Source organism: Streptomyces fulvoviolaceus, assembly GCF_000718165.1.
Taxonomy (GTDB): Bacteria; Actinomycetota; Actinomycetes; order Streptomycetales; family Streptomycetaceae; genus Streptomyces; species Streptomyces fulvoviolaceus.
Genome location: NZ_JOEY01000046.1, coordinates 38,196 through 59,059, shown reverse-complemented (window position 1 = coordinate 59,059; position 20,864 = coordinate 38,196). Strand labels below are relative to the sequence as shown.

19 protein-coding genes and 1 pseudogene are annotated in these 20,864 nt (G+C 69.3%); 10 read left to right on the top strand and 10 right to left on the bottom strand.

The window, feature by feature from the left end:
• Positions 1-51: 51 nt before the first annotated feature.
• The gene (locus tag IG08_RS0139370) at positions 52-1,320 is read left to right on the top strand and encodes an MFS transporter (protein WP_030614563.1); all 1,269 of its coding nucleotides are present in this window, start codon (positions 52-54) and stop codon (positions 1,318-1,320) included.
• Positions 1,321-1,397: 77 nt separating this feature from the next.
• Here the strand turns inward: IG08_RS0139370 and IG08_RS0139365 are convergent, their stop codons facing one another.
• Positions 1,398-2,177 carry a fumarylacetoacetate hydrolase family protein gene (locus IG08_RS0139365; RefSeq protein ID WP_030614561.1) on the bottom strand — a complete coding sequence of 260 codons (780 nt, stop codon included), beginning with the start codon at positions 2,175-2,177 and terminating at the stop codon, positions 1,398-1,400.
• Between the two features lie 185 nt (positions 2,178-2,362).
• Between IG08_RS0139365 and IG08_RS0139360 the strand changes: the two genes are divergently transcribed.
• Entirely contained in the window at positions 2,363-3,394 is a 1,032-nt protein-coding gene (locus IG08_RS0139360) for a LacI family DNA-binding transcriptional regulator (protein ID WP_030614558.1), read from the top strand.
• Positions 3,395-3,476: 82 nt separating this feature from the next.
• On the opposite strand, the gene IG08_RS0139355 is transcribed toward IG08_RS0139360, so the two are convergent.
• Entirely contained in the window at positions 3,477-4,070 is a 594-nt protein-coding gene (locus IG08_RS0139355) for an NADPH-dependent FMN reductase (RefSeq protein ID WP_078655912.1), read from the bottom strand.
• Between the two features lie 469 nt (positions 4,071-4,539).
• On the opposite strand from IG08_RS0139355, the gene eno reads away from it, so the two are divergent.
• The 6 genes from eno to IG08_RS0139325 all read left to right on the top strand — a co-directional run bounded on the left by eno (position 4,540) and on the right by IG08_RS0139325 (position 10,593).
• On the top strand, positions 4,540-5,850 hold the full coding sequence (gene eno / locus IG08_RS0139350; protein ID WP_030614553.1) for a phosphopyruvate hydratase: 1,311 nt from the start codon (positions 4,540-4,542) through the stop codon (positions 5,848-5,850).
• Between the two features lie 60 nt (positions 5,851-5,910).
• Entirely contained in the window at positions 5,911-6,915 is a 1,005-nt protein-coding gene (locus IG08_RS0139345; protein WP_030614550.1) for a VOC family protein, read from the top strand.
• Between the two features lie 24 nt (positions 6,916-6,939).
• Complete coding sequence (locus tag IG08_RS0139340; protein WP_030614548.1) at positions 6,940-7,491, top strand: carboxymuconolactone decarboxylase family protein; 552 nt, start codon at positions 6,940-6,942, stop codon at positions 7,489-7,491.
• A 61-nt stretch (positions 7,492-7,552) separates the two neighbouring features.
• Positions 7,553-8,659 (top strand): alcohol dehydrogenase catalytic domain-containing protein, encoded by a 1,107-nt coding sequence (locus IG08_RS0139335; RefSeq protein WP_030614545.1) that lies wholly within the window; start codon positions 7,553-7,555, stop codon positions 8,657-8,659.
• 109 nt (positions 8,660-8,768) lie between these two features.
• Positions 8,769-9,677, top strand: a complete 909-nt coding sequence (locus IG08_RS0139330; protein WP_030614542.1) for a LysR substrate-binding domain-containing protein — start codon at positions 8,769-8,771, stop codon at positions 9,675-9,677.
• 49 nt (positions 9,678-9,726) lie between these two features.
• Positions 9,727-10,593, top strand: a complete 867-nt coding sequence (locus IG08_RS0139325) for a 3-hydroxybutyryl-CoA dehydrogenase (RefSeq protein ID WP_030614537.1) — start codon at positions 9,727-9,729, stop codon at positions 10,591-10,593.
• Here IG08_RS0139325 and IG08_RS0139320 read toward each other — a convergent pair.
• A complete protein-coding gene (locus IG08_RS0139320) occupies positions 10,578-11,450 on the bottom strand; it encodes a helix-turn-helix transcriptional regulator (RefSeq protein WP_030614535.1) in 873 nt (290 codons plus the stop codon). The two genes, IG08_RS0139325 and IG08_RS0139320, sit on opposite strands and share 16 nt — an antisense overlap.
• Positions 11,451-11,587: 137 nt before the next feature.
• On the opposite strand from IG08_RS0139320, the gene IG08_RS0139315 reads away from it, so the two are divergent.
• Positions 11,588-12,592: an SDR family NAD(P)-dependent oxidoreductase gene (locus IG08_RS0139315; protein WP_078655911.1), complete on the top strand. Its 1,005-nt coding sequence runs from the start codon at positions 11,588-11,590 to the stop codon at positions 12,590-12,592.
• A 213-nt stretch (positions 12,593-12,805) separates the two neighbouring features.
• On the opposite strand, the pseudogene IG08_RS63155 reads toward IG08_RS0139315, so the two are convergent.
• From IG08_RS63155 to IG08_RS0139300, 3 genes and pseudogenes are all read right to left on the bottom strand, one after another.
• Positions 12,806-13,242 (bottom strand): annotated as a pseudogene (locus tag IG08_RS63155) (protein kinase domain-containing protein); the annotation flags it as partial.
• A gap of 37 nt (positions 13,243-13,279) precedes the next feature.
• On the bottom strand, positions 13,280-13,777 hold the full coding sequence (locus IG08_RS0139305; protein ID WP_030614526.1) for a flavin reductase family protein: 498 nt from the start codon (positions 13,775-13,777) through the stop codon (positions 13,280-13,282).
• A gap of 245 nt (positions 13,778-14,022) precedes the next feature.
• Positions 14,023-15,195, bottom strand: coding sequence for an acyl-CoA dehydrogenase family protein (locus IG08_RS0139300; RefSeq protein WP_030614523.1), 1,173 nt, complete (start codon positions 15,193-15,195; stop codon positions 14,023-14,025).
• Between the two features lie 154 nt (positions 15,196-15,349).
• On the opposite strand from IG08_RS0139300, the gene IG08_RS0139295 reads away from it, so the two are divergent.
• Positions 15,350-16,303: a LysR family transcriptional regulator gene (locus tag IG08_RS0139295; protein WP_030614519.1), complete on the top strand. Its 954-nt coding sequence runs from the start codon at positions 15,350-15,352 to the stop codon at positions 16,301-16,303.
• Between the two features lie 241 nt (positions 16,304-16,544).
• On the opposite strand, the gene IG08_RS0139290 is transcribed toward IG08_RS0139295, so the two are convergent.
• The 4 genes from IG08_RS0139290 to IG08_RS0139275 form a co-directional block, all read right to left on the bottom strand.
• Positions 16,545-17,510 (bottom strand): electron transfer flavoprotein subunit alpha/FixB family protein, encoded by a 966-nt coding sequence (locus IG08_RS0139290; RefSeq protein WP_030614516.1) that lies wholly within the window; start codon positions 17,508-17,510, stop codon positions 16,545-16,547.
• 26 nt (positions 17,511-17,536) lie between these two features.
• Complete coding sequence (locus tag IG08_RS0139285; protein WP_030614513.1) at positions 17,537-18,313, bottom strand: electron transfer flavoprotein subunit beta/FixA family protein; 777 nt, start codon at positions 18,311-18,313, stop codon at positions 17,537-17,539.
• 26 nt (positions 18,314-18,339) lie between these two features.
• Entirely contained in the window at positions 18,340-19,518 is a 1,179-nt protein-coding gene (locus IG08_RS0139280; RefSeq protein WP_030614510.1) for an acyl-CoA dehydrogenase family protein, read from the bottom strand.
• Between the two features lie 85 nt (positions 19,519-19,603).
• The gene (locus IG08_RS0139275) at positions 19,604-20,812 is read right to left on the bottom strand and encodes a CaiB/BaiF CoA transferase family protein (RefSeq protein ID WP_234343078.1); all 1,209 of its coding nucleotides are present in this window, start codon (positions 20,810-20,812) and stop codon (positions 19,604-19,606) included.
• Positions 20,813-20,864 lie beyond the last annotated feature (52 nt).

Genomic DNA, 20,864 nt, shown 5'->3' with positions numbered 1-20,864 from the left:
GCGATGGATCCGCCGCGGCCTGCCGTGGCCCATTCCTCCTCAGGAGCCGCTATGACTCACGCAGCGCAAGTCGACACCAGCGCGGTGCCCGCCAGTGAAACGCAGGAAAGCAGCCGTGCCCCCATTTCCCGCACCATGATCGGCGTGGGCTTCCTGCTGGTGACCCTCTCCTACATGGTCAACGCGATGGACCGCCAGGTCTTTCCTCCGCTGCTGCCCAACATCCGTGCGGAGTACGGGTTCTCCCTGGAGCAGGGCGGGTTGCTGGCGACGAACTTCACCCTCGGCATGGCCCTGGCCGGCCTGCCCGCGGGCTATCTCCTGGACCGCTTCCGCCGCAAGACCGTGCTGCTGGTCAGCATCGTGATCTACTCCCTGGGCACGATGGCCACGCCCCTGGCCACCGGTTTCGCCGACATGACCCTGTACCGGGTCGTCTCCGGCTTCGGCGAAGGCATGCAGTCCGCCGCCATCTTCGCGGCGATCGGCGCCTTCTTCGCCCACCGGCGCGGCCTCGCCTTCGGCGTCATCGGCATGGGCTACTCCGTCGGCGTGTTCATCGCCCCGCTCATCGGCGTCCGGCTCATGAGCATGCACGGCACCTGGCACTCGCCCTTCTACCTGTTCGGCACAGCCGGGCTGCTGATCGCCGCCGCCTCCCTGTTCCTCGTGAAGAGCGGCCTGACCGAGCACTCCGCCGAGAAGGTCGTCTCGACCAGGACCTTCGAGTACATGCCGGCCTCCGCCTACAACCGCAACACCGTCGCGCTGGCCGTCCACTCGGTCATCAGCGGTGTGGCGATCTACGGGTTCCTCGGTCTCTACCCGACGTTCCTCATCACCTCGCTGCACTACAGCTCCGGACAGGCCGCACTGGCCATGAGCTTCCTCGGCTTCGGCGGCATGACGGCCGTCTTCGGCGGCTGGCTCGGCGACCGCTTCAACCAGCGCAACCTGCTGATCCTGAGCCTGCTGGCCGTCTCCGCCATCGGCGCGTGCATCTACGAGACGCATGCCGGAGTCGGCTTGCAGTGCGTGTTCGCCTTCCTTATGGGCGCCTTCGGCCTGGGCTTCATCTACCCCAACACCAACAGCGCGATACAGCGGGCCGTCCGTCCCGCGCAGATCGGACGCGCCTCCGGACTCTTCGTCACCAGCTACTACGGACCGGCGGCGTTCTCGGGCCTGCTCTTCGCCGCCCTGGTCGACTCCTTCGGCTGGGACCGGGCCGGGCTGCTGCAGGTCACAGTGCTGCCGATGGTGGCCGTCGTGTCCCTGACCTTCGTCCGTACCTCGCAGTTCAACAACGCGGTGCGCTAGCGAGCCGGCGCCGACCTGGCATTGGGGCCTGCCCACCGACGAGCGGTGGACAGGCCCCAATGCCAGGTCGTTTCGAGTCAGGCGCTCTCCGCCACGACCGGATTGCGCAGCACTCCGATGCCCTCGATCTCCACCTCGACCTCGTCTCCGGGGCTGATCGGCCCGACGCCGGACGGCGTGCCGGTCATGATCGCGTCTCCGGGCAGCAGCGTCAGATAGCGGCTGAGGTAACTGACGATGTCGGGAACGGCGAGCAGCAGGTCGGCGGTGCTCGCCGACTGCACGACGGTGCCGTTCACACGAGTCGTCAGCGACAGTGCCGAGGGGTCGAGTTCGGTCGCGATGACCGGCCCGAGGGGAGCGAAAGTGTCCTGCCCCTTACCGATCAGAAGCGTTCCGAATGCACTCTCCTTGCGCTGGACGATGCGGTCGCTGACGTCATTGCCGCACGTATAGCCGAGGATGTACTCATGGGCCTCGGAGGGCTTCACATGACGGGCTTCCTTTCCGATGACGACAACCAACTCGCCCTCGAAATGGATCAGTTCACCATCCGCAGGATAGACGATGGAGTCTTCCGGCCCGATCACCGCAGTGCTCGGCTTCATGAAGCACACGGGAACTTCCGGAACCTCACGGTCGGTCTCGTCAATGTGTGAGGCGTAGTTGTAGGCGAACCCGAAGACTCGGGGCCGCTCCAACGGCGCGAGAATGATTACGTCGCCGACTTCGTCGACATGCCCCGCAGGGGCCAGTCCGGTGAAAGGGTCACCCTCGAATCTCGTGATCCTGGCGTCACCGGCTTCGAGTTCTCCGTAGTGACGCACACCGCCGACTGCATACCTGACGATCCGCACGGACACCTCCGCAACTAGGCAGCCTCAAGCGGCTGCACGGCCCATCCAGCAGTGCTAACGTTAGCACGATGATAATGATCAATCCGATGCCCCCACAGCGTCGACCACGGAGCGCGACGAAAGTGCTATCGTTGGCACACGGAAAGTGACGGCACCGGGATCAGTCGGCCAGAGGGGGCCCTTACGTGATCACGACCAGGGACATCGCCGAACGCCTCGGGATCTCCGTCTCGACGGTCGGCCGGGCGCTCTCCGACGACCCCCGCATCAGCGAGGAGACCAAGTTCCGGGTCCGCCAGGCCGCATCCGAGATGGGATACGTCGGCAACCGCGCGGCCCGGATGATGCGCGGAGCGTCCAGCAACGTGGTCGCGTTGGTCATCCCGGACATCCGCAACAGCTTCTACTCGACGATCGCGCACGAGCTGTCCAAGAACATGGAGGCCGAGGGCTTCCAGCTGATGCTCTCGGAGACCGACGACGACCGGATGGTGGAGCTGCGCCACCTGCGCGAACTGTCCGCCAACCGCGTGGCCGGCGTGATCATCGTGCCCACCGCACGCCCCCACGCCGAGTCGGTCAAGCTGCTCAAGGCGGTCCCGCACCTCCAGTTGCTGCGCCGCCACCCGTCGCTCGGTTCCCAGTGGTTCGGCGTGGACGACCACGAGGCACTGCGCCGGGCCACGGCCCACCTGGTGACGCTGGGCCACACCCGTGTCGCGTATCTGGGCGGGCCCACAGAGCTGCCCACGGGTGCGGAGCGTCTGCGCGGCTTCCGTAGCGCCCTGAGTGAAGGCGGCCTGCCGGACGACGCCGGGTATACGGAGCTCGGGCCGCCGTCGTCCGTGGACCACGGCCGCCAGGCGGTGCGCCGGCTGCTGAAGGGTCCGGACGCGCCCACCGCGCTCGTGCTGGGATCGATCCAGCTCACCCTGGGGGTCCTGGAGGAGCTGTCCGAGCAGGGGGTGAAGGTGCCCGGGGAGCTGTCCGTGGTCGGGTTCGGGGACGAGCCGGGGTTCTCCTGGTGGGGTCCCGGGCTCACCACGATCGGTCTGCCGATCCAGGAGATGGCCACCGGCTGTGCTCTGTGGCTGATGCGCCGGCTCAAGACCAAGCCGGTCAACGACGGCCCGTACACGTCGGTCTCCCCCGGCTCGCTCGTCCTGCGCGGCAGCACGGCGCCCCCTGACGGAAGGGCCCCGTCCAGGTCCGTCTGAGCCGGGGACGGCCTCATCCGCCGTACATGCGAAGGCGCCCGGAGCGATGAACTCCGGGCGCCTTCGCCTGTACGGCACCAGATCAGTACGTTCCGCTGCGCAGCCGCCCCATGACACGGGCGGTGCGCGCGAGTTCGTCCAGCATCTGCTCGGCGGCGGCCTCATGTATCTTGCCGGGCCTGACATCGCCGTCCTCGACGAGTTCGTTGACGAACGGGATGCTCACGGTCGGACCGATCGGCAGCATCCTGAGGTTCGCCACGACCTGCTTGCCCATCTGCACCGCCCGGGTGCCCGCCGAGACGCCTCCGTAGCTGACGAAGCCCGCCGGCTTGTGCTGCCACTCCACGACGAGGTAGTCCCACGCGTTCTTCAACGGGGCGGGGAAGCCGCCGTTGTATTCCGGGGTGACGAAGACGAACGCGTCGGACGCGTCGACGATCCGGCTCCATTCGCGGGTGTGGCTCTTCGTGTACCGCTGCTGGGCGGGCGGATGCGGCTCGTCGTAGAAGGGGAGATCGAGTTCGTACAGGTCGACGGTGTGCGACTCGAACCGGTCGTGCTCCGCGGCCCGGAGGGTGAACCAGTCCGCGACGGATCTGCCCACACGTCCGGGGCGAGTGCTGGCCACCACGGTGGTGAGGGTCATGGGCGCCACGGAGGGCTGGAGTGTCATGTCGGGCTCACTTTCCTCTCGGCCGGGATCCGGCCCGGCGGACTCACGCCGCCTGCGCTGTCCGTCGGTCCAGGAGAGCGCGGGTCCGCCGGAGTTCTTGTCGGAGCACTCACGGTTGTGCGAACGATAGCATTCACGTCCCGGCGAGCCAAGACGGCGCAAACAAACTGCGAGGCCAAGGGATCGGAGCGTCACCCACCCCTTGACACAGCCGCCGCTTCTTTGCACGATTGCGCTATCGTTAGCACGACAAGAGCCGCAGTGGACGAGTAACCCTCGTCGATCTCCCTTTCGCTCGTGCCCAGCGCCGCCGCACCGATCTCAGGTGCCGCCCCGCGGGGGCCGTCCAGGCCCGTTCGTCAGCGAGGACTTCTCCCGTACGCCTCCGGCCGCAGGGAAGTCCCCCGGACGAGAGGCACGGGCACCGCTCATCACCCCGATCATCCGAACTCCGAAAGGTCGCACCGCCATGACAGACGCGCGGATCGCCAAGCTCCACGGCCGCAGGGTGTGGGACTCACGCGGTCGGCCGACCGTCGAGGTCGAGGTCCACCTCGCGGACGGCGCGATCGGGCGGGCCATCGCCCCGGCGGGGGCCTCGACGGGTCAGGGCGAGGCGCTCGACCTGCGCGACGGCGGCAGCCGCTTCGGCGGCCTCGATGTCCGACGTGCGGTGGGCTCGGTGAACCACGAGATCGCCCCCGCCCTCCTGGACCTCGACACGACCGACCAGGAAGCCGTCGACCGGCTGCTGGTGGACCTCGACGGCACCCCCGACCGCAGCCGTCTCGGCGGCAACGCGATCGTGGCCACGTCCATGGCGGTCCTGCACGCCACCGCCGCGTCGGCCGGCGTACCCCTGTGGCAGCACCTGGCGGGCGGACGGCCGGTGCGCATCCCGCTGCCGGAGATCCAGATCTTCGGTGGCGGCGCCCACGCGGACCGCCGCGTCGACGTCCAGGACTTCATGGTGATGTGCCCCGCGGCGCGGAGCTTCTCCGAGGCCCTGGACTGGACGGCGGAGATCTACCGGGCCGCCGGCGCTCTGATGCGGAAGGCGGGCAAGGCGCAGGGGGTCGCCGACGAGGGCGGCTTCTGGCCGGCGTTCGACTCCAACGAGGAGGCGCTGGAGACGCTGACCCGGGCGATCGAGAGCGCGGGCTTCGCACCCACCACCCAGGTCGGCATCTCACTGGACGTCGCGGCCTCACAGTTCGGCAGCGGCGGGCGGTACACGCTGGCCCTGGACGACCGCACCCTGGACACCGCCGCGCTGATCGACATGCTGGGCGGCTGGGTCGAGCAGTATCCGATCCTGTCCGTCGAGGACCCGGTGGGCGAGGACGACCACGAGGGCATGCTGGAGTTCACCCGGCGCCACGGCCACCGCTGCCAGGTGATCGGCGACGACTACCTGGTCACGAACGCCAAGCGGGTCGAGGCCGCGGCGACCGGCGGAACGGCGAACGCCGTCCTGATCAAGCCGAACCAGGCGGGCACGGTCACGGAGGCGTTCCAGGCCCTGCGGGCCGGAAAGGAAGCCGGCTTCGGCACGATCGTCTCGGCGCGGTCCGGGGAGACCGAGGACATCACCATCGCCCATCTGAGCGTCGGCTGGGACGCCGGCCAACTCAAGGTGGGCTCGTTCACACGCTCCGAGCGCATGGCCAAATGGAACGAGGTTCTGCGTATCGAGGAGTCCCTCGGCGAATCCGCGGAATTCAGCGGATGGTCCGCATTCACATTCGCCGCCGTCGATTCCCCGACGACCAAGCCGTAAAACGGCCTCGAAGCATTACATTCATCGAAATCCAGAGCCGATCCGAGCACGGAGACCAGCATGCTGCCACCCGTCAATCTGCGCCCCAGTTTCAACATCACCCGCTCCAGCCACGTGCGTCTCACGGTCGCCGATCTCGCCGAGAGCCGGAACTTCTACGTGAACGTGCTGGGGCTGGTCGTCAGCGACGAGGACGAGCGCACCTGCTACCTGCGCGGCCTGGCCGAGGCCTGCCACCACAGCCTCGTCCTGGAGCTGGACGAAGAGGGCGCGGGCAGGAGCAGGAGGATCGGCTTCCGGGTGTTCTTCGACGAGGACCTGGACATCGCGTACGACTGGTTCCGCGAGCGGGATCTGCCCGCCGAGTGGGTCGACCTCCCGTACCAGGGACGCACGCTGCACGTCAGCGACCCGATCGGCACGCCGCTCGAACTCTGCGCGCACATGGAGACCCGGCCGCGGCTGCACATCGACTTCGCGCAGTACAAGGGCGCCCATGCGCAGCGGCTGGACCACTACCAGATCTTCGCGCCCGACACCTACGAACTGTGCGCGTTCTACAGCGAGCTCGGCTTCCGCAACTCGGAGTACCTGGAGCACGGCGACAAGCTGCTGGGTGCGTTCATGTACCGCAAGGGCACCTGCCTCGACCTCGCGATCGTCGAGAACACCGGGCCCGCCCTGCACCACTTCGCCTACACCGTCTCCGAGAGCCATGACATCTTCGCCGCCTGCGACTGGGCGGGCATCCAGGGCTACGGCGAGGGCGTCGAGCGGGGCCCGGGACGGCACGGTCCGGGCGGGATGCTCTTCACCTACCTCCGCGACCCCGACGGGCACCGGGTGGAGGTCTTCAACAGCCACTACCAGACGATCGACACCGAGATCGAGCCGGTGCGCTGGGACGCGGGATCGCTGAGCACCAACGCCCGCTGGGGCCTGCCGGCCCTGGAGAAGTGGTACTTCGAGGCGTCGCCCTTCGTCGGCGTGCCGCAGATCCCGCCGGCCGAGTTGCCGAAGCCGATGTCGCTCGAGCGGTTCCTGCTCGAAAAGTCCCCGCACTGACCTTCCGTACTTCCAGGAGTGACCATGGCACGAGTCCCCTACCTGCACCGCGAGGACGCGGACGAGTCGCAGAAGCCCCTGTACGACCGGCTCGAAGCCGAGCGCAAGGTGCCGACGGCGAACATCTTCCTCGCCCTGACCAACGCACCGACCCAGTTGGACGCCTTTCTGACCTACGCCAACTCGCTGCGGGCCGCCGACCTCAGCCCCAAGCTCCGGGAACTGGCGATCCTGACCGTGGGGTACGCGACCCGGTCGGCGTACGAGGTCGCGCATCACCAGTCGCACGGGCTCAAGGCCGGACTCACCGAGGAACAGCTCGCGGCGGTGGCCGACTTCGAGTCGTCCGACCTGTTCGACGAGACGGAGAAGGCGGTGATGCGCCTGGCGAAGGAGTCCACGCTCCTGGTCGACGTCTCGGAGGAGACGTGGCGTGCCGCCGCCGGCCATCTCACGGACAAGCAGATGGTCGAACTGTCGCTGTCCATCGCCTGGTACAACTCCGGCGTCCGCATCATGGGGCTGCTGGGCATCGACCTCGAGGACAACTACCCGAATCCTTTCCCTAATTCGTAGGGAATTTTTAGATTCTCCGCCCCCGGCCGCCTGGGGCGGGGCAGTTTCAAGGAGTATTTCAATGGCGAAAATGCTCGCTGCACGACTGCACGCGCTCGGTGAGCCGATGTCCGTGGACACGATCGACAGGCCCACCCCGCGACCGACCGACGTGCTGGTGCGGGTCAAGGCGTGCGGGATCGTGCCGAACATGGCCAATGTGATCAACAACTGGCCGACCTGGTTCCCGCATCAGCCGCTGCCGAAGTTCCCCGCCATCTTCGGCCTGGACGCGGCCGGGGTGGTCGAAGCCGTCGGTGAGGCGGTGCTGAACACCAAGCCGGGTGACCGGGTGTACGTCAACCCCCTGCGCGGATGCGGGAGTTGTCAGGTCTGCCGGGGCGGTGAACTGAGCCGGTGTCGCTACTTCACGCTGAACGGCTACTTCAGCACCTCCCGTGACGGCCAGCGGATCTTCGACCTCTACCCCTACGGCGGTTTCGCGCAGTACATGACCGCCCCGCAGTACTCGATCGTCAACATCCCGGACAACATGACGTTCGAACAGGCCGGCAAGCTCGGCTACATCGGCACGTCCTACGGTGCCCTCAAGAACGCGGCGGCCGGCCCCGGCCAGGTCGCGCTCATCGACGGGATCACGGGAACCCTCGGCGTCGCGTCGACCGTACTCGCGCTCGCCTCCGGAGCCTCCCGGATCCTCGGGACCGGCCGCAACGAGGAACTCCTCAAACGCGTCAAGGAACTTGCCCCGGACCGTGTCGAGGTCTTCCGGCTGGGTGACGGGTCCACCGGTGAGTGGGCGAAGTCCCGCACCGGCGGCGAGGGCGCGGACTATGTGATCAGCGCCCTCGGCGCCAAAGCCCCGGTGGAGACCATGCTCGACTCCCTGCAGGGCGTCCGGCGGGGCGGCAAGGTGGTCAACGTCGGCGGCGTGGCCGACCGGCTGCCCGTGGACGTGAAGTGGCTCATGGACGAGCAGGTCCAGCTGATCGGCTCCAACTGGTTCAGCACCGCGCAGGGGCAGGAGCTCGCCGACATGGTGGCCACGGGCGCCCTGGACCTGTCCTACCTGCAGGCCAAGCCGTTCCCGCTGTCCAGGGTGAACGAAGCGATCTCGGGGCTCACGGACCGCGACGGCGGATTCAGCAACTACGTCGTCATCCCCTGACATCCCCTGCTCACCCCGCGGCGGACCTGTTCTGCCCTGACGCCGCCGCGGGGTGCCCATCCCACCGGCCGTGTGCACGGCCGGTGCACCCGGCAGGACGGAGGAACCGGTGGAACTGCGCTGGCTGGAATCGTTCGTCGTCGTCGCGGAGGAACTGCACTTCGCGCGCGCGGCGGACCGGCTGCATCTGGCTCCCTCGGCACTCAGCGCCCAGGTCAGGGCGCTGGAGTCGCACTTGGGAGTCCGTCTGATCGACCGCGGGCGCCGCACCCGCCCGGCGCTCACCAGCGCCGGGCGGCTGTTCCTCGAAGAGGCCCGGCTGACCCTCGCGCAGGCCGCCCGGGCGGAGGCGGTGGGCCGGCGTGCCGGTCGCGGGGAGCTGGGGCACGCCGAGATCGCCTACGTGGCCTCGGCCGCCTTCTCCGGTGTGCTGACCGACGTCCTCACCCGGTGCGCGGCCCTCGACACCCACCTCACCGTGCAGGTGCGCGAGTTGGAGACACCGGCCCAGCTGGAGGCCCTGTCCTGCGGGGACATCGACGTCGGCTTCCTGCGCTGGCGGCCGGAGTATCCGGACGGGGTCACGGCCACCTGTCTGCTCACCGAGGAGGTCGTGCTGGCGCTGCCGGAGGGCGCCCCGCTGGCGGCGTACGAGGCGGTGCCCGCGGCGGAACTGCGCCACGAGCAGTTCGTGGCCCCGCACTTCGACGAGGAGTACGGCTGCCGCGACCAGATCCTGGAGGTGGCCGCGCAGGGGGGATTCAGCCCTCAGTGTGCGCCTCCGGTACGGGACTTCATCGCCGCTCTCACTCTGGTGGGCGGCGGTCTCGCGGTGGCACTGGTGCCGGACTCGCTGCGCCGCGTACGGATACCGGGTGTCGCCTACCGCCCGCTGGCGGACGTACCGCTGACCACTCGGCTGGTGGGCGCGTACCGCAGAGGTGAGACCTCGCCCGCCGTGCGCGGCGTGATCCGCCGTCTGCGGGAGGCGGCCGCCGCAACCACCGCCGTCGGCTGATGCCACGGCGCCCCGGCAACGACGAACAGACCGCATGGTGGAGGAACACATGACATCGATCAAGCACGTGGGAGTCGTCGGCGCCGGGCAGATGGGCCGGGGTATCACCGAGGTCTGTGCCCGGGCCGGGCTGCACGTCACGTTGTGCGACGTGACCGAGGACCGGGCCCGTGCGGGACTGGCGGGTGTGGCGGACTCCCTGCTCAAGGCGGAGAAGCGCGAAACCATCACCTCGGAGGACCGCGCCCATGCCCTGGCCGGCGTGTCGGTCACCGCGGACCTCTCCCGACTGTCCGGGGCGGACCTGGTCATCGAGGCCGCCGTAGAGGACGAGCAGGCCAAAACCGCGCTGTTCCGGCAGCTGGACGAAGTGGTCGCCGACCCGGCCGCCGTACTGGCCAGCAACACCTCCTCGATCCCCATCGCCCGGCTGGCGGCCGCGACCCGACGGCCGGAGGCGGTGGTCGGGTTGCACTTCTTCAATCCGGTCCCCGCCATGCCGCTGGTCGAGGTGATCCCCTCACTGCAGACCTCGAAAGCCACGGAACAGCGTGTGCGGACCTTCGCGACGGAGATCCTGGGCAAGAAGGCGGTCGTGGCCGAGGACCGCGCGGGCTTCGTCGTCAACTCCCTCCTGGTTCCCTACCTGTTGGCAGCGGTGCGGATGGTCGGCTCCGGTACGGCGACGGCGGAGGACATCGACACGGGGATGACCGCCGGCTGCGCGCACCCCATGGGCCCACTGCGCCTCGCCGACCTGATCGGCCTGGACACCGTGGCGGCGATAGGCGAGGCGTTGTACGAGGAGTACCGGGAACCGCTGTACGCCCCTCCCCCGTTGCTGCGCCGCATGGTCGAGTCGGGGCTGCTGGGCCGCAAGTCGGGACAGGGGTTCTTCAGCTACCGGGCCGCCTGAGGGCCGACGGTACGGCCACCTGTGACGCGAAGAAGGTCCAGTTTCCCGGCGTCGCCGCTTCCGGTCGCTGCCGTGTAGGTGACCATGCGCAGGTCGGCGCCGGGGACGATGAGGACGTCGCAGTCGAGCAGGATGTCGCCGATCTCCGGATGCCGGATCGTCTTGCGGTCGGTCGTGTGCTGGGCGGCGGACGTCTCCACGGCCCAGTGATGAGCGAAGGCGTCGGATGTCTCTCGCAGCTCCCGCACGAGACGATCGAGCTGGGCGTCCCCCGGATAGCGGGACACCGCTTCCTTGAGGTCGGCGACGATCGACGCCGCGAAGACGTCCGGTCCGCGCTCGGATTCGACGGGAAGCATCGCGGCGTGTGCGAGGCCGTTGCCGAAGAGCGCGCGGGCGAGGTTGCGTTCGGCGGGCGGGACGAGGGCGGCGTCACCGAACACGGCGGTCCACATGGAGTTCCACCACACCAGGGTCCAGTCGGCGGTGAACACGCCGATCGGGACGTCGCCCAGGCGCGCGGCGAGCCGTTGGATCCCCGGAGGCACATGGGTGCCGACCGTTCCGTCCTGCGGCGGCAGGAGCCCGGCGCCTCGGTACAGCTGGTCGCGTTCGGCGCGGGAGAGCTGCAGGGCCCGGGCGAGGGCGCCGACCACCTGGGCCGAGGGGTTCCTCGCGCGTCCCTGTTCCAGGCGCAGGACGTAGTCGACGGAGAGAGCGGCCAGCTGTGCGAGCTCCTCGCGGCGCAGTCCCGGGGCACGGCGGCCCTCCGTCACGGTGAAACCGGCGTCGGCCGGGGAGAGACGGTCGCGCCAGGCGCGCAGGAGTGCGGCGAAGCCGGAGCGTGAGGAGGCCATGGGTTCATTCTCGCCGCGCGGCACCGCATCAGCCTGGGTACTGCCAGTCCTAGTGACGGGGACGGCACTGGTTGGCACCGGCGCGAACGGTGAACGTGGAGAGGTACCAGCGAACCCGACCCGTGGAGGAGCCTCCCATGCAGCACACCCTCGTGATGACGGGCGCGAGTCGCGGGATCGGCCGCGTCGCCGCGGAGCACATCCTGCGCCGGTCGCCGGACACGCACCTCCTCCTCGTCGCCCGCGGATCATCCGGCGCGCGGTTGGCCGCGGAGCTCTCAGGGCACACGGTCTCGCACGTCCCGGCGGACGTCGGCTCGCTGGAGAGCGTGCGCTCGGCCGCCACTGGGATACGTGACCGGCTCGACCGGGGTGAACTCCCGCCGCTACGCGGCTTCGTGGGCAACGCGGGCACGCAGTACACCGACGCGCTCACCGAGTCACTCGACGGATTCGAGGCCACCTTCGCCGTCAACGTGCTCGCCAACCACCTCTTCGTCCGCCTGCTCCAGGACCGCTTCGCCGTCCCCGCCCGGATCGTGATCACCGCCAGCGACACCCACTTCGGCGACCTCAGGCACAACCTGGGCATGGTGCCCGGCCCGGCCTGGAAGTCCCCGGACCTCCTCGCCCGCACGGGTGCCTTCCCCAGGCCGCACACCGCGGCCGCGGGGCGCACCGCGTACTCGACGAGCAAGCTGGCCGCGATCCACCTCGTGCACGAGTACGCGCGCCGGCTGCCGGCCGGGATCGACGCCGTCGCCTACAACCCGGGCTTCGTCCCCGGCACCGGCCTCGCCCGCAACGCGGGACCCGTCACCCGGTTCGCGATGCGTCGCATCTTGCCGGTGATGACCCTCACCCCGTTCGCCATCGGACGGCGCGCCGCGGGCCGCTACCTCGCCGACATCGTCCTCGGCACGACCCCGGCGCCGACCGGGTCGTACGTCGACCGCAGCCGCGTGGCCCGGTCGTCCGAGGAGTCCTACGACCCGCGGCGCGAGCACGAACTCTGGGAGGCCGCCGAACGGTTCACCGCGGCCTACGCTGCCGGCGCGGATGCGCTCTCGGACGACGTGCTGAGCGGTTCACCCCGATGGGACCGAACGGCGCCTGCCGACAGCGGTGAACACGACTCCTGATGATCGGGGTTGTCGAAGCCTCTGATCACGGACAGGGGTCGCGTTCGCGTGTCAGCCTCCCTGATCGGTATCGGCGCAGACGCCCCGGCCCTCGTAACCGGGTGCCTCTCCAGCGCCCCGTGCACCCGGAGTGTCACCCGGTGGCCGAGGCCGGTTGCCGACGCGCGTGCTGTAGGTGACGAAGGCGATGCCGGATCAGAGCCCGTCGTTCGGGAGGTGGTTGTCGAACGCAGGCGGCAGGTGGACGCCAAGCTCGTGCGGTGGCACGGGCGGAGTATCCGGGTGCTGGTGGCGGACGGCGAGCGCGGTGTCGGCATGGAGCGGCGGTCGACCGGTCAGGAGTTGGTGGAGCACGCAGCCCAGGCAGTACACATCGGAGGCCGGCCCGGCAGTCAGGCCCACCGCCCGCTCGGGGGCGAGGCAGAGACCGGTGCCGACGGTCTGCGCGCAGGTTCGCGGGCTTGATGTCCCGGTGCACGATGCCCTGTTGTTGAACCGCGGCGAACCCGGCCGCGGCCTGAGCGGCGAGGCGAGCGACCTGCTCGGCGGGCAACGCCCCTGTGGCGGCGAGGAGGCGGGCGAGCGAGGCTGTCGCCCTCGCCGAGCTCCATCACCAGGAAGAGCCGGTCCGTGTACCCCCCGAAGTCCCACCCCCCACGTAGGCGTGACTCGCGCAGCGGCACCTGCTTACAAGACGGCCAGGCGCCGGAACCTGCTGTTGTGGAACACCAGGGGCTGTCGGTCAGGTTCGGCCTTCAGACCCTGGATTTCCAGCAGGACGATCGTGTGGTCGCCGCCGGGGAGTTCGGCGTGCAGCGAGCAGTTCAGCCAGAGACTGGCGCCGTGGATGTACACGCCGCCGTCGTCGTCGGCATCCCAGTCGACTCCCGCGAACCGGTCCCCCTCCTTGCTGGCCAGCGACCGGCAGATCGTGTCCTGTCCTTCGGCGAGCACGCTCACGCCCACATGGCTCCGCCCGCGCAGTTTCGGCCATGTCGTGGAGGTGTCCTGCACGCAGACCGATATCAGGGCGGGTGAGAGGGAGACCGGGGTGAATGTGCTCGCGGCCATGCCCACCGGGGTGCCTGAGTCGAGTGCGCACACTGCTGTCACCCCGGACGGGAAGCAGCCGAAAGCCTGGCGCAGCAGGGCGGGGTTGGTCGGTGTCGCGTTGAGAGGGCTCATCGGGGGTCACCCTTCCGGTGTCGGCGTATGGGGTGCGGCTGTGCCGCGGCGCGGATCGCGCGGGTTCGCAGAACGGGGGTGGGTGGCGGATGCATTGCATGCTCCGAGATGCTGAGAGTTCTTGGCGGGGAGGGGCTCGTACGTGAAGCCGTACGGGCTGGGGACCCGGTCCGGCGGTTCACGACCACGCGATCACCCGCGTTTCCCATGGGTGAGTGCTCAGCGGTTCCTCGCGTCACCAGGCGTCAGTTCTGGCCCGACAGGACCGCGCCCAGCTGCCGCATCGCGCCGGTGTTGCCGACCACGTGCTGGGAGACGCAGCGGACATCGCGCCAGCGGCGCTGCAGCGGACTGGTGCTGTAGAGGCCCGCACTGCCCGAGAGGGTCATGATCTCGTTGAGGATCCGGATGCCCTCGTGGTGGATGTGCTGGGTGGCGCCCTTGTAACTGAACCACTCGGCCGGGCTGGGCACATCTCCCCCGAGGGCACGGTCCATGACGATGCGTCCGGTCTGCTCCGACAGGGCAGCCAAAGCCGCCGCCCGCAACTTCAGCTCGGCGAACGTCTCCTGGAACACCGGGTCCTCACCGAGCAGTGCCTTGGGGTTGAACGCCGGCCGCTTGGTCGCGGCGAGTTCGGCGAGATCGTCGAGTGCACCGTCCAGGGCGCCGAGGATGACCGCGTCGTGCGAGGCCCCTGTGGGTGAATAGGGCAAGTCGTAAAGGGGAGCGGGGATGTTGTTGTCGCCGAACATCGGCCCCGTGTGGTGCTCGGGCACGAAGACGTCGTCCATCGTGAAGTCGGTGCTCTGCGTGGCACGCAGGCCGACCGCGTCCCAGGTGTCGAGGAACGTGACCTGCTCGGGCCGGAACAGCGCGACGCGCATGTCCGGGCGGCCGTCCGGCAGGGGAGGCGCCCCTTCGACCAGGAAACCTCCGAGCATCCAGTCCGGGGTGAACGGGCCGCTCGCCAGCGGCCAACGGCCACTGATCCGGTAGCCTCCCTTCACCGGCCTCGCCAGCCCCTTCGGAGCCACCGCTCCTCGGAGCATCAGGTTCGCGCCGCCTCCGAACACCTCTGTCTCCAGCGTCTCCCGCGGCAGCGACCGTACGAAGAACCACGCCATCGAAGCGGCCTGGACGGTCCAGCCGGTCGATCCGTCGGCTCGGGCGATCTCCCGCACCACCCGGGCCCCCTCCGGCAACCCGAGCTGCTCGCCGCCCCACACCTGGGGCAGGGCCATCCGGAACACTCCGGCCTCGCGCAGCGCGGCGACGACCTCCGCCGGAACCGCCCGGGCGTCCTCGCCCTCGGCAGAGCGTGCCGCTATCTCGGGAAGGAGGGCGCGGACGCGGTCGAGAACGCTGTCGCCGGTTCCTCGGTCCTGGGGTCGAGTGGGGTCAAGAAGCGTGGTCATGAAAGGTCTCCTAACTGGACGTGCGGGGGCCTGCTCGTATACCGAGCCTTTTTCAACAGGTGACTTCGGCTTAGGATGACATCCGCGTTACGGCCAGGAAAACCAGAAATTTCCTATAAGGCTTATTGAGAGTTCCCATGACAGCAGGAGAGAAATGACGGCCAACTTTTCCCTCCGTCAATTGGAATACTTCGTCACGGTGGCGGACACCGGCTCGATGAGCGCGGCAGCGGTGCGATGCCATGCTTCCCAGGCCAGCATCTCCACGGCGATCGCCGACCTCGAACGCCGTCTCGGCGTCCAGCTGCTGGTACGACGCCGGGCGAAGGGTGTCACTCTCACCGAAGCCGGCAGCCGGATCCTCGGACGCGCCCAGACGATGTTGACTCAGGCCGACGAGATCACGGCCAGCGCCCAGGCCGAGGAAGGCCGGCTGGCCGGCCGCCTGACGATCGGCTGCTACAAGGCCCTGACACCTTTCCTGATCCCACGCTTGGTGGACGGGTTCACCCGGCTTCACCCGGCGGTCGACCTGGAGCTGATCGAGGGTCAGCAGGACGAGATGCGGCAGGCCCTGGTCCAAGGCTCGTGCGACCTGGCGCTGTTGTACGCGCTCGGCGCCGAAGCCGGCCTGTCCTGTACGACGCTCCGCGCAAGCCGTCCGTACGTCATCGTGTCCGCCGGTCACCGGCTGGCGGGGCGCGAGTCCGTCTCACTCGCCGAACTGGCGGACGAACCACTGATCATCTACGCCGAGCCGCCTGCCCAGCAGAACGCCGACCACTGGTTCTCCCTCGCCGGAGCACGGCCGAACATCCGGTACCGGACCTCGAGCATCGAGGCGGTCCGCAGCATGGTCGCCCGCGGCCTCGGCTTCGCCACGCTGATCCAGTCCTGGCCGACCAACACCAGCGTCGAAGGACTCCCCCTGGCATCCGTGCCACTCAGCGACCCGCTGGACGACGTCGAGCTCGTGATCGCCTACGCCTCGAACGTCACTCCCACACACCGGGCCCGCGCGTTCCTCCAGTACGCCAAGGAGACCCTCGCCGACCTGGGCGGCTCGCGGACAACGGACAACGGACCATCTGGCCGGACCAACAGGTGAATTGAGGGGCGGTAACCGCCGCCCGCCGGGGACGGCGAGACAGCGAGAACCTCCGAGCCGTCCGACCTGGTGCGGCGAGCCGTGAGTCAAAGCTGCTGCTGGTGGCGCTCGCGGCAGGTGTGAAAAGCCCGGCAGGGGCGGCCGATCGCCGGCCGCCCCTGCGGAGTCCCGCCACCGTCTGCTCGATCAACGAGCAGACGTGATCCGGGGTTCACGACATCTTCTGCGGCTGCGCAGCACCTCAGCCGACCGCGCGGCGGGCGGCCACTTCCCGCGTGAGCTGGGGAGCCACCGCGAACAGGTCGCCCACCACGCCGTAGTCGGCGAGGTCGAGGATCGGCGCCTCCGGGTCCTTGTTGACCGCGACGATCGTCTTGGAGGTCTGCATCCCGGCGAGGTGCTGGATGGCCCCGGAGATACCCAGAGCGATGTACAGCTGGGGTGAGACGGTCTTGCCGGTCTGCCCGACCTGGAACCGGTGCGGGTAGTAACCGGCGTCGACCGCGGCGCGCGAGGCGCCCACCGCGCCTCCCAGGGCGTCGGCCAGTTGCTCCACGAGCTCGAAACCGTCCGCCCCTCCGACACCGCGGCCTCCGGAGACGACGACGGTCGCCTCGGTGAGCCCGGGCCGGTCGCCCGCGGGGGCGGTGCGTCGGTCGGTGACGCGGGCGGACGTCGCGGGGTCGACCACCGGCAGGGTGATGGTCCGCTCCACGGCCTCCCCGGGGTGTTCCTCCGGCTCGAAAGCCCCCGGGCGCACGGTGATCACCGGTATGCCATGGGTGACCTGGGAGCGCACGGTGTACGACCCCCCGAAGACGATCTGGGTGACCACACCGGAGGAGTCCAGGTCGACCGCGTCGATCAGCAGCCCGGCGCCCAGTCGGGCGGCGAGACGTGCGGCCACCTCCCTGCCGTCCGTCGTCGCGGAGACCAGAACGGCGGCGGGAGAGGTGTCACGGACCGCGAGCTCCAGGGCGTCCACGGCGGGCGTGACGAGAAACTCGGCCGCGTCCTTGGATTCCGCCGCGTGGACGCTCGTGGCGCCGTATCGGGCGAGGGATTCCATGAGGCGCGTCGCCGTGCCGGGGGTGCCCACGACGACGGCGCCCGGGTCCCCCAACCGCCGTGCGACGGCCAGGAGTTCGTAGGTGGATTTGTTGACGTGCTCCCCGTCGTGGTCGACGAGTACGAGGACTTCGGGCATGGGGGCCTGTTTCTTGGGCGGGTGGTTCAGACGAGCTTCTGGGCGATCAGATACGCGGCGAGCTGCCGGCCGGCCGAGCCGTCGTCCGCGATCCGGGTTCCGGCGGCTCGCGGGGGACGCGGGACGGCCTCCACGACGCGGGTACGGGACACCAGGAACCCGTCCGCGTCGGGCAGCAGATCGTCGAGGCCGACCGTGTCCACCGGCTTCTTCTTGGCGGCCATGATCCCCTTGAACGAGGGGTAGCGCGGCTCGTTGATCTTCTCGGTGACGCTGACCAGCGCGGGCAGCGGCGCGTCCAGCGTCGTCTGGCCGTTCTCGGTCTCGCGCAAGGCGCGCACCCGTCCCGCGTCCACGTCCAGCTGCCGCACGTGGGTCACCTGCGGCAGGGCGAGCAGATCCGCCACGACGGCGGGCACCGCGCTCGCCCCACCGTCGGTGGCCGCGTCGCCGGCGAGCACCAGGTCGACGTCCGCCACGGTCCGTACGGCGGCTGCCAGGACCTTCGCGGTGGTCAGCAGGTCGGCGCCGTGCAGCCTGTCGTCGCAGATGTGGATCCCCCGGTCGGCTCCCATCGCCAGGACCTTGCGGATGGCGTCGAGCGCGGAGTCGGGTCCCATGGAGACGACGGTGATGTGGGCGTCCGCCGTCTCCTTCAACCGCAACGCCTCTTCGGCGGCGCGCTCGTTGATCTCGTCCAGGACGAGTTCGGCACCCGCACGGTCGAGGGTGTGGTCCGTCCGGGAAAGGGTGCGTTCGGCACCGGAGTCCGGGACCTGCTTGACGAGTACGACGATGTTCACGGGTGTGTTCCCTCGGTCCTCGGTGATCAGCGGAACGCGGCCTGGCCGGTGATCGCCTGGCCGACGACCAGCGTGTGCATCTCGCTGGTGCCTTCGTAGGTGAGGACGGACTCCAGGTTGTTGGCGTGGCGCAGCGGGGAGTACTCCAGGGAGATGCCGTTGGCCCCCAGGATGGTGCGGCACTCCCGCGCGATGGCGATCGCTTCCCGTACGTTGTTGAGCTTGCCGACGCTGATCTGCTCGGGCCGGATGCGGTGCTGGTCCTTGAGCCGGCCCAGGTGGACGGCGAGCAGTGCGGCATTGCCCACGGACACGCTCATGTCGGCGAGCTTCTTCTGGGTGAGCTGGAAGGCGCTGATCGGCTTGTCGAACTGCACCCGGGAGTCGGCGTACTCGATGGCTGCCTGGATCGAGTCGCGGGCCGCGCCGACGGCGCCGAACAGGATGCCGAAGCGGGCCTCGTTCAGGCAGGACAGCGGTCCGCGCAGGCCTTCTGCGAGGGGCAGGCGCGCCGAGTCGGGCAGCCGTACGTTGTCGAAGTACAGCTCCGAGGTGATGGACGCGCGCAGCGACATCTTCTGCTTGATGTCCTGGGTGGTGAAGCCGGGCGTGCCGCGGGGCACGAGGAAGCCGCGGATGCCGTCCTCGGTCTGTGCCCAGACGGTGGCCACGTCGGCGATGCCGCCGTTGGTGATCCACATCTTGGAGCCGTTGAGGATCCAGTCGGCGCCGTCGCGGACGGCCCTGGTGCGCATCCCGGAGGGGTTGCTGCCGAAGTCGGGTTCGGTCAGGCCGAAGCAGCCGATCGCCTCACCGGCGGCGAGCCGGGGCAGCCACTCCTGCTTCTGCTCCTCCGAGCCCCACTTCCAGATGGAGAACATCGACAGCGAGCCCTGTACCGAGACGAAGCTGCGGAAGCCGGAGTCCGCCGCCTCCAGCTCCAGACAGGCGAGGCCGTAGCTGACCGCGTTCGTCCCGGCGCAGCCGTAGCCGTCGAGGTGCATGCCGAGGACGCCCAACTTGCCGAGTTCAGGGGCGAGTTCGCGGGCGAAGTGGGCGTTCTCGAACCACTCGCCGATGTGCGGGCGCACCCGGTCGGCAAGGAACTTGGCGACGGTGGCCTGGATCTCCCGTTCCTCGTCGGTGAGGGTGGAGGCGAGGTCGAGCAGGTCGAGGGGGTCCTTCATCGGCTTGGCGCCGCTCATCGTGAGCTCCTGGGGGTTGTGGTGATCGGTTCGGTCATGGCGCACCTGCGTCGGGAACGGTCGCGTCGACCGCTCCTCCCGGCGCTCAGGCGTGGTCGGAAAAGCGCTGGAGAATCTCCGCGGTGTGCTGGCCCAGGCCCGGCGGCGGCAAGCGGTACTGCGCCGGTGTACCGCTCAGCGCGATGGGGCTCGCGACCTGGCGGGAGGGCCTGTCCTCCGCTCCGTCGGAGACGTCGACGATGCCGGGGAGGCCCAGTTTCCGGGCGAAGTCGAATGCCTCGCCAAGGGTGTTGACCGGACCGGCGGGCACGCCTTCGGCCAGCAGGACGGCCGACCAGTGGTCGGCGCCGGCGATGCCCAGCCGTTCAGCCAGGACATCCCTCAGTTCGGCGCGGTGGGCGACCCGGTCGGCATTGGTGCGGAAGCGGTCGTCTGCAGCGAGAGCGGGATCCCCGACAACCTCGGCGAGCGCGGCGAACTGCCGGTCGTTGCCCACCGCGACGGCGATCGGACGATCGGCGGTGGGGAAGGTCTCGTACGGGGCGATGCTCGGGTGCGCGTTGCCCATTCGGCCCGGGACCACACCGGCGACGGCGAACGCCGACGCCTGGTTCACCATGGCCGACAACAGCGAACTGAGAAGGTTCACCTCCACGTGCTGCCCCTCACCGGTGGCGTCCCGGTGCCGGAGGGCGGCGAGGATGCCCAGCGAGGCGTGCAGGCCGGTGATCACGTCGACGAGGGCCACGCCCGCCTTCACCGGCTCCCCGGCCGCCTCCCCGGTCACGCTCATCAGGCCGCCGACCGCCTGCACGAGCAGGTCGTATCCGGGGATCGCCGCGCCCGCACCGCTGCCGAAGCCGCTGATCGAGCAGTAGATCAACTCCGGGTGCCGGGCGCGGAGTTCGCGTTGGCCGAGCCCCAGTCGTTCCATCGTGCCGGGACGGAAGTTCTCCACCAGCACGTCGGACTCGGCTGCCAGGGCGCGGGCCTGTTCGAGGCCGGCGTCGGTCGTGAGGTCCAGGACGACGGACCTCTTGTTCCGGTTGACGCTCAGGAAATAGGTCGACGTGCCGTCGTGGTCCGCCGGAGGGTGCCAGGCCCGGGTGTCGTCCCCGATGCCCGGCCGCTCCACCTTCACCACGTCGGCACCGAGGTCGGCGAGGAGCATGGTGGCGTAGGGCCCCGCGAGAACCCGGGAGAAGTCGGCGATGCGCAGACCTTCCAGCGCGCCGCGCCCCGCTCCGTCGTGAACGCCGGCCCATCCGTCCGATGCGCTGTGCTGGGTGCCCACGCACCCTCCTCTCCGATCGCCCCGCGTGTGCGAGGTGGCTGCGTCTCGGCCG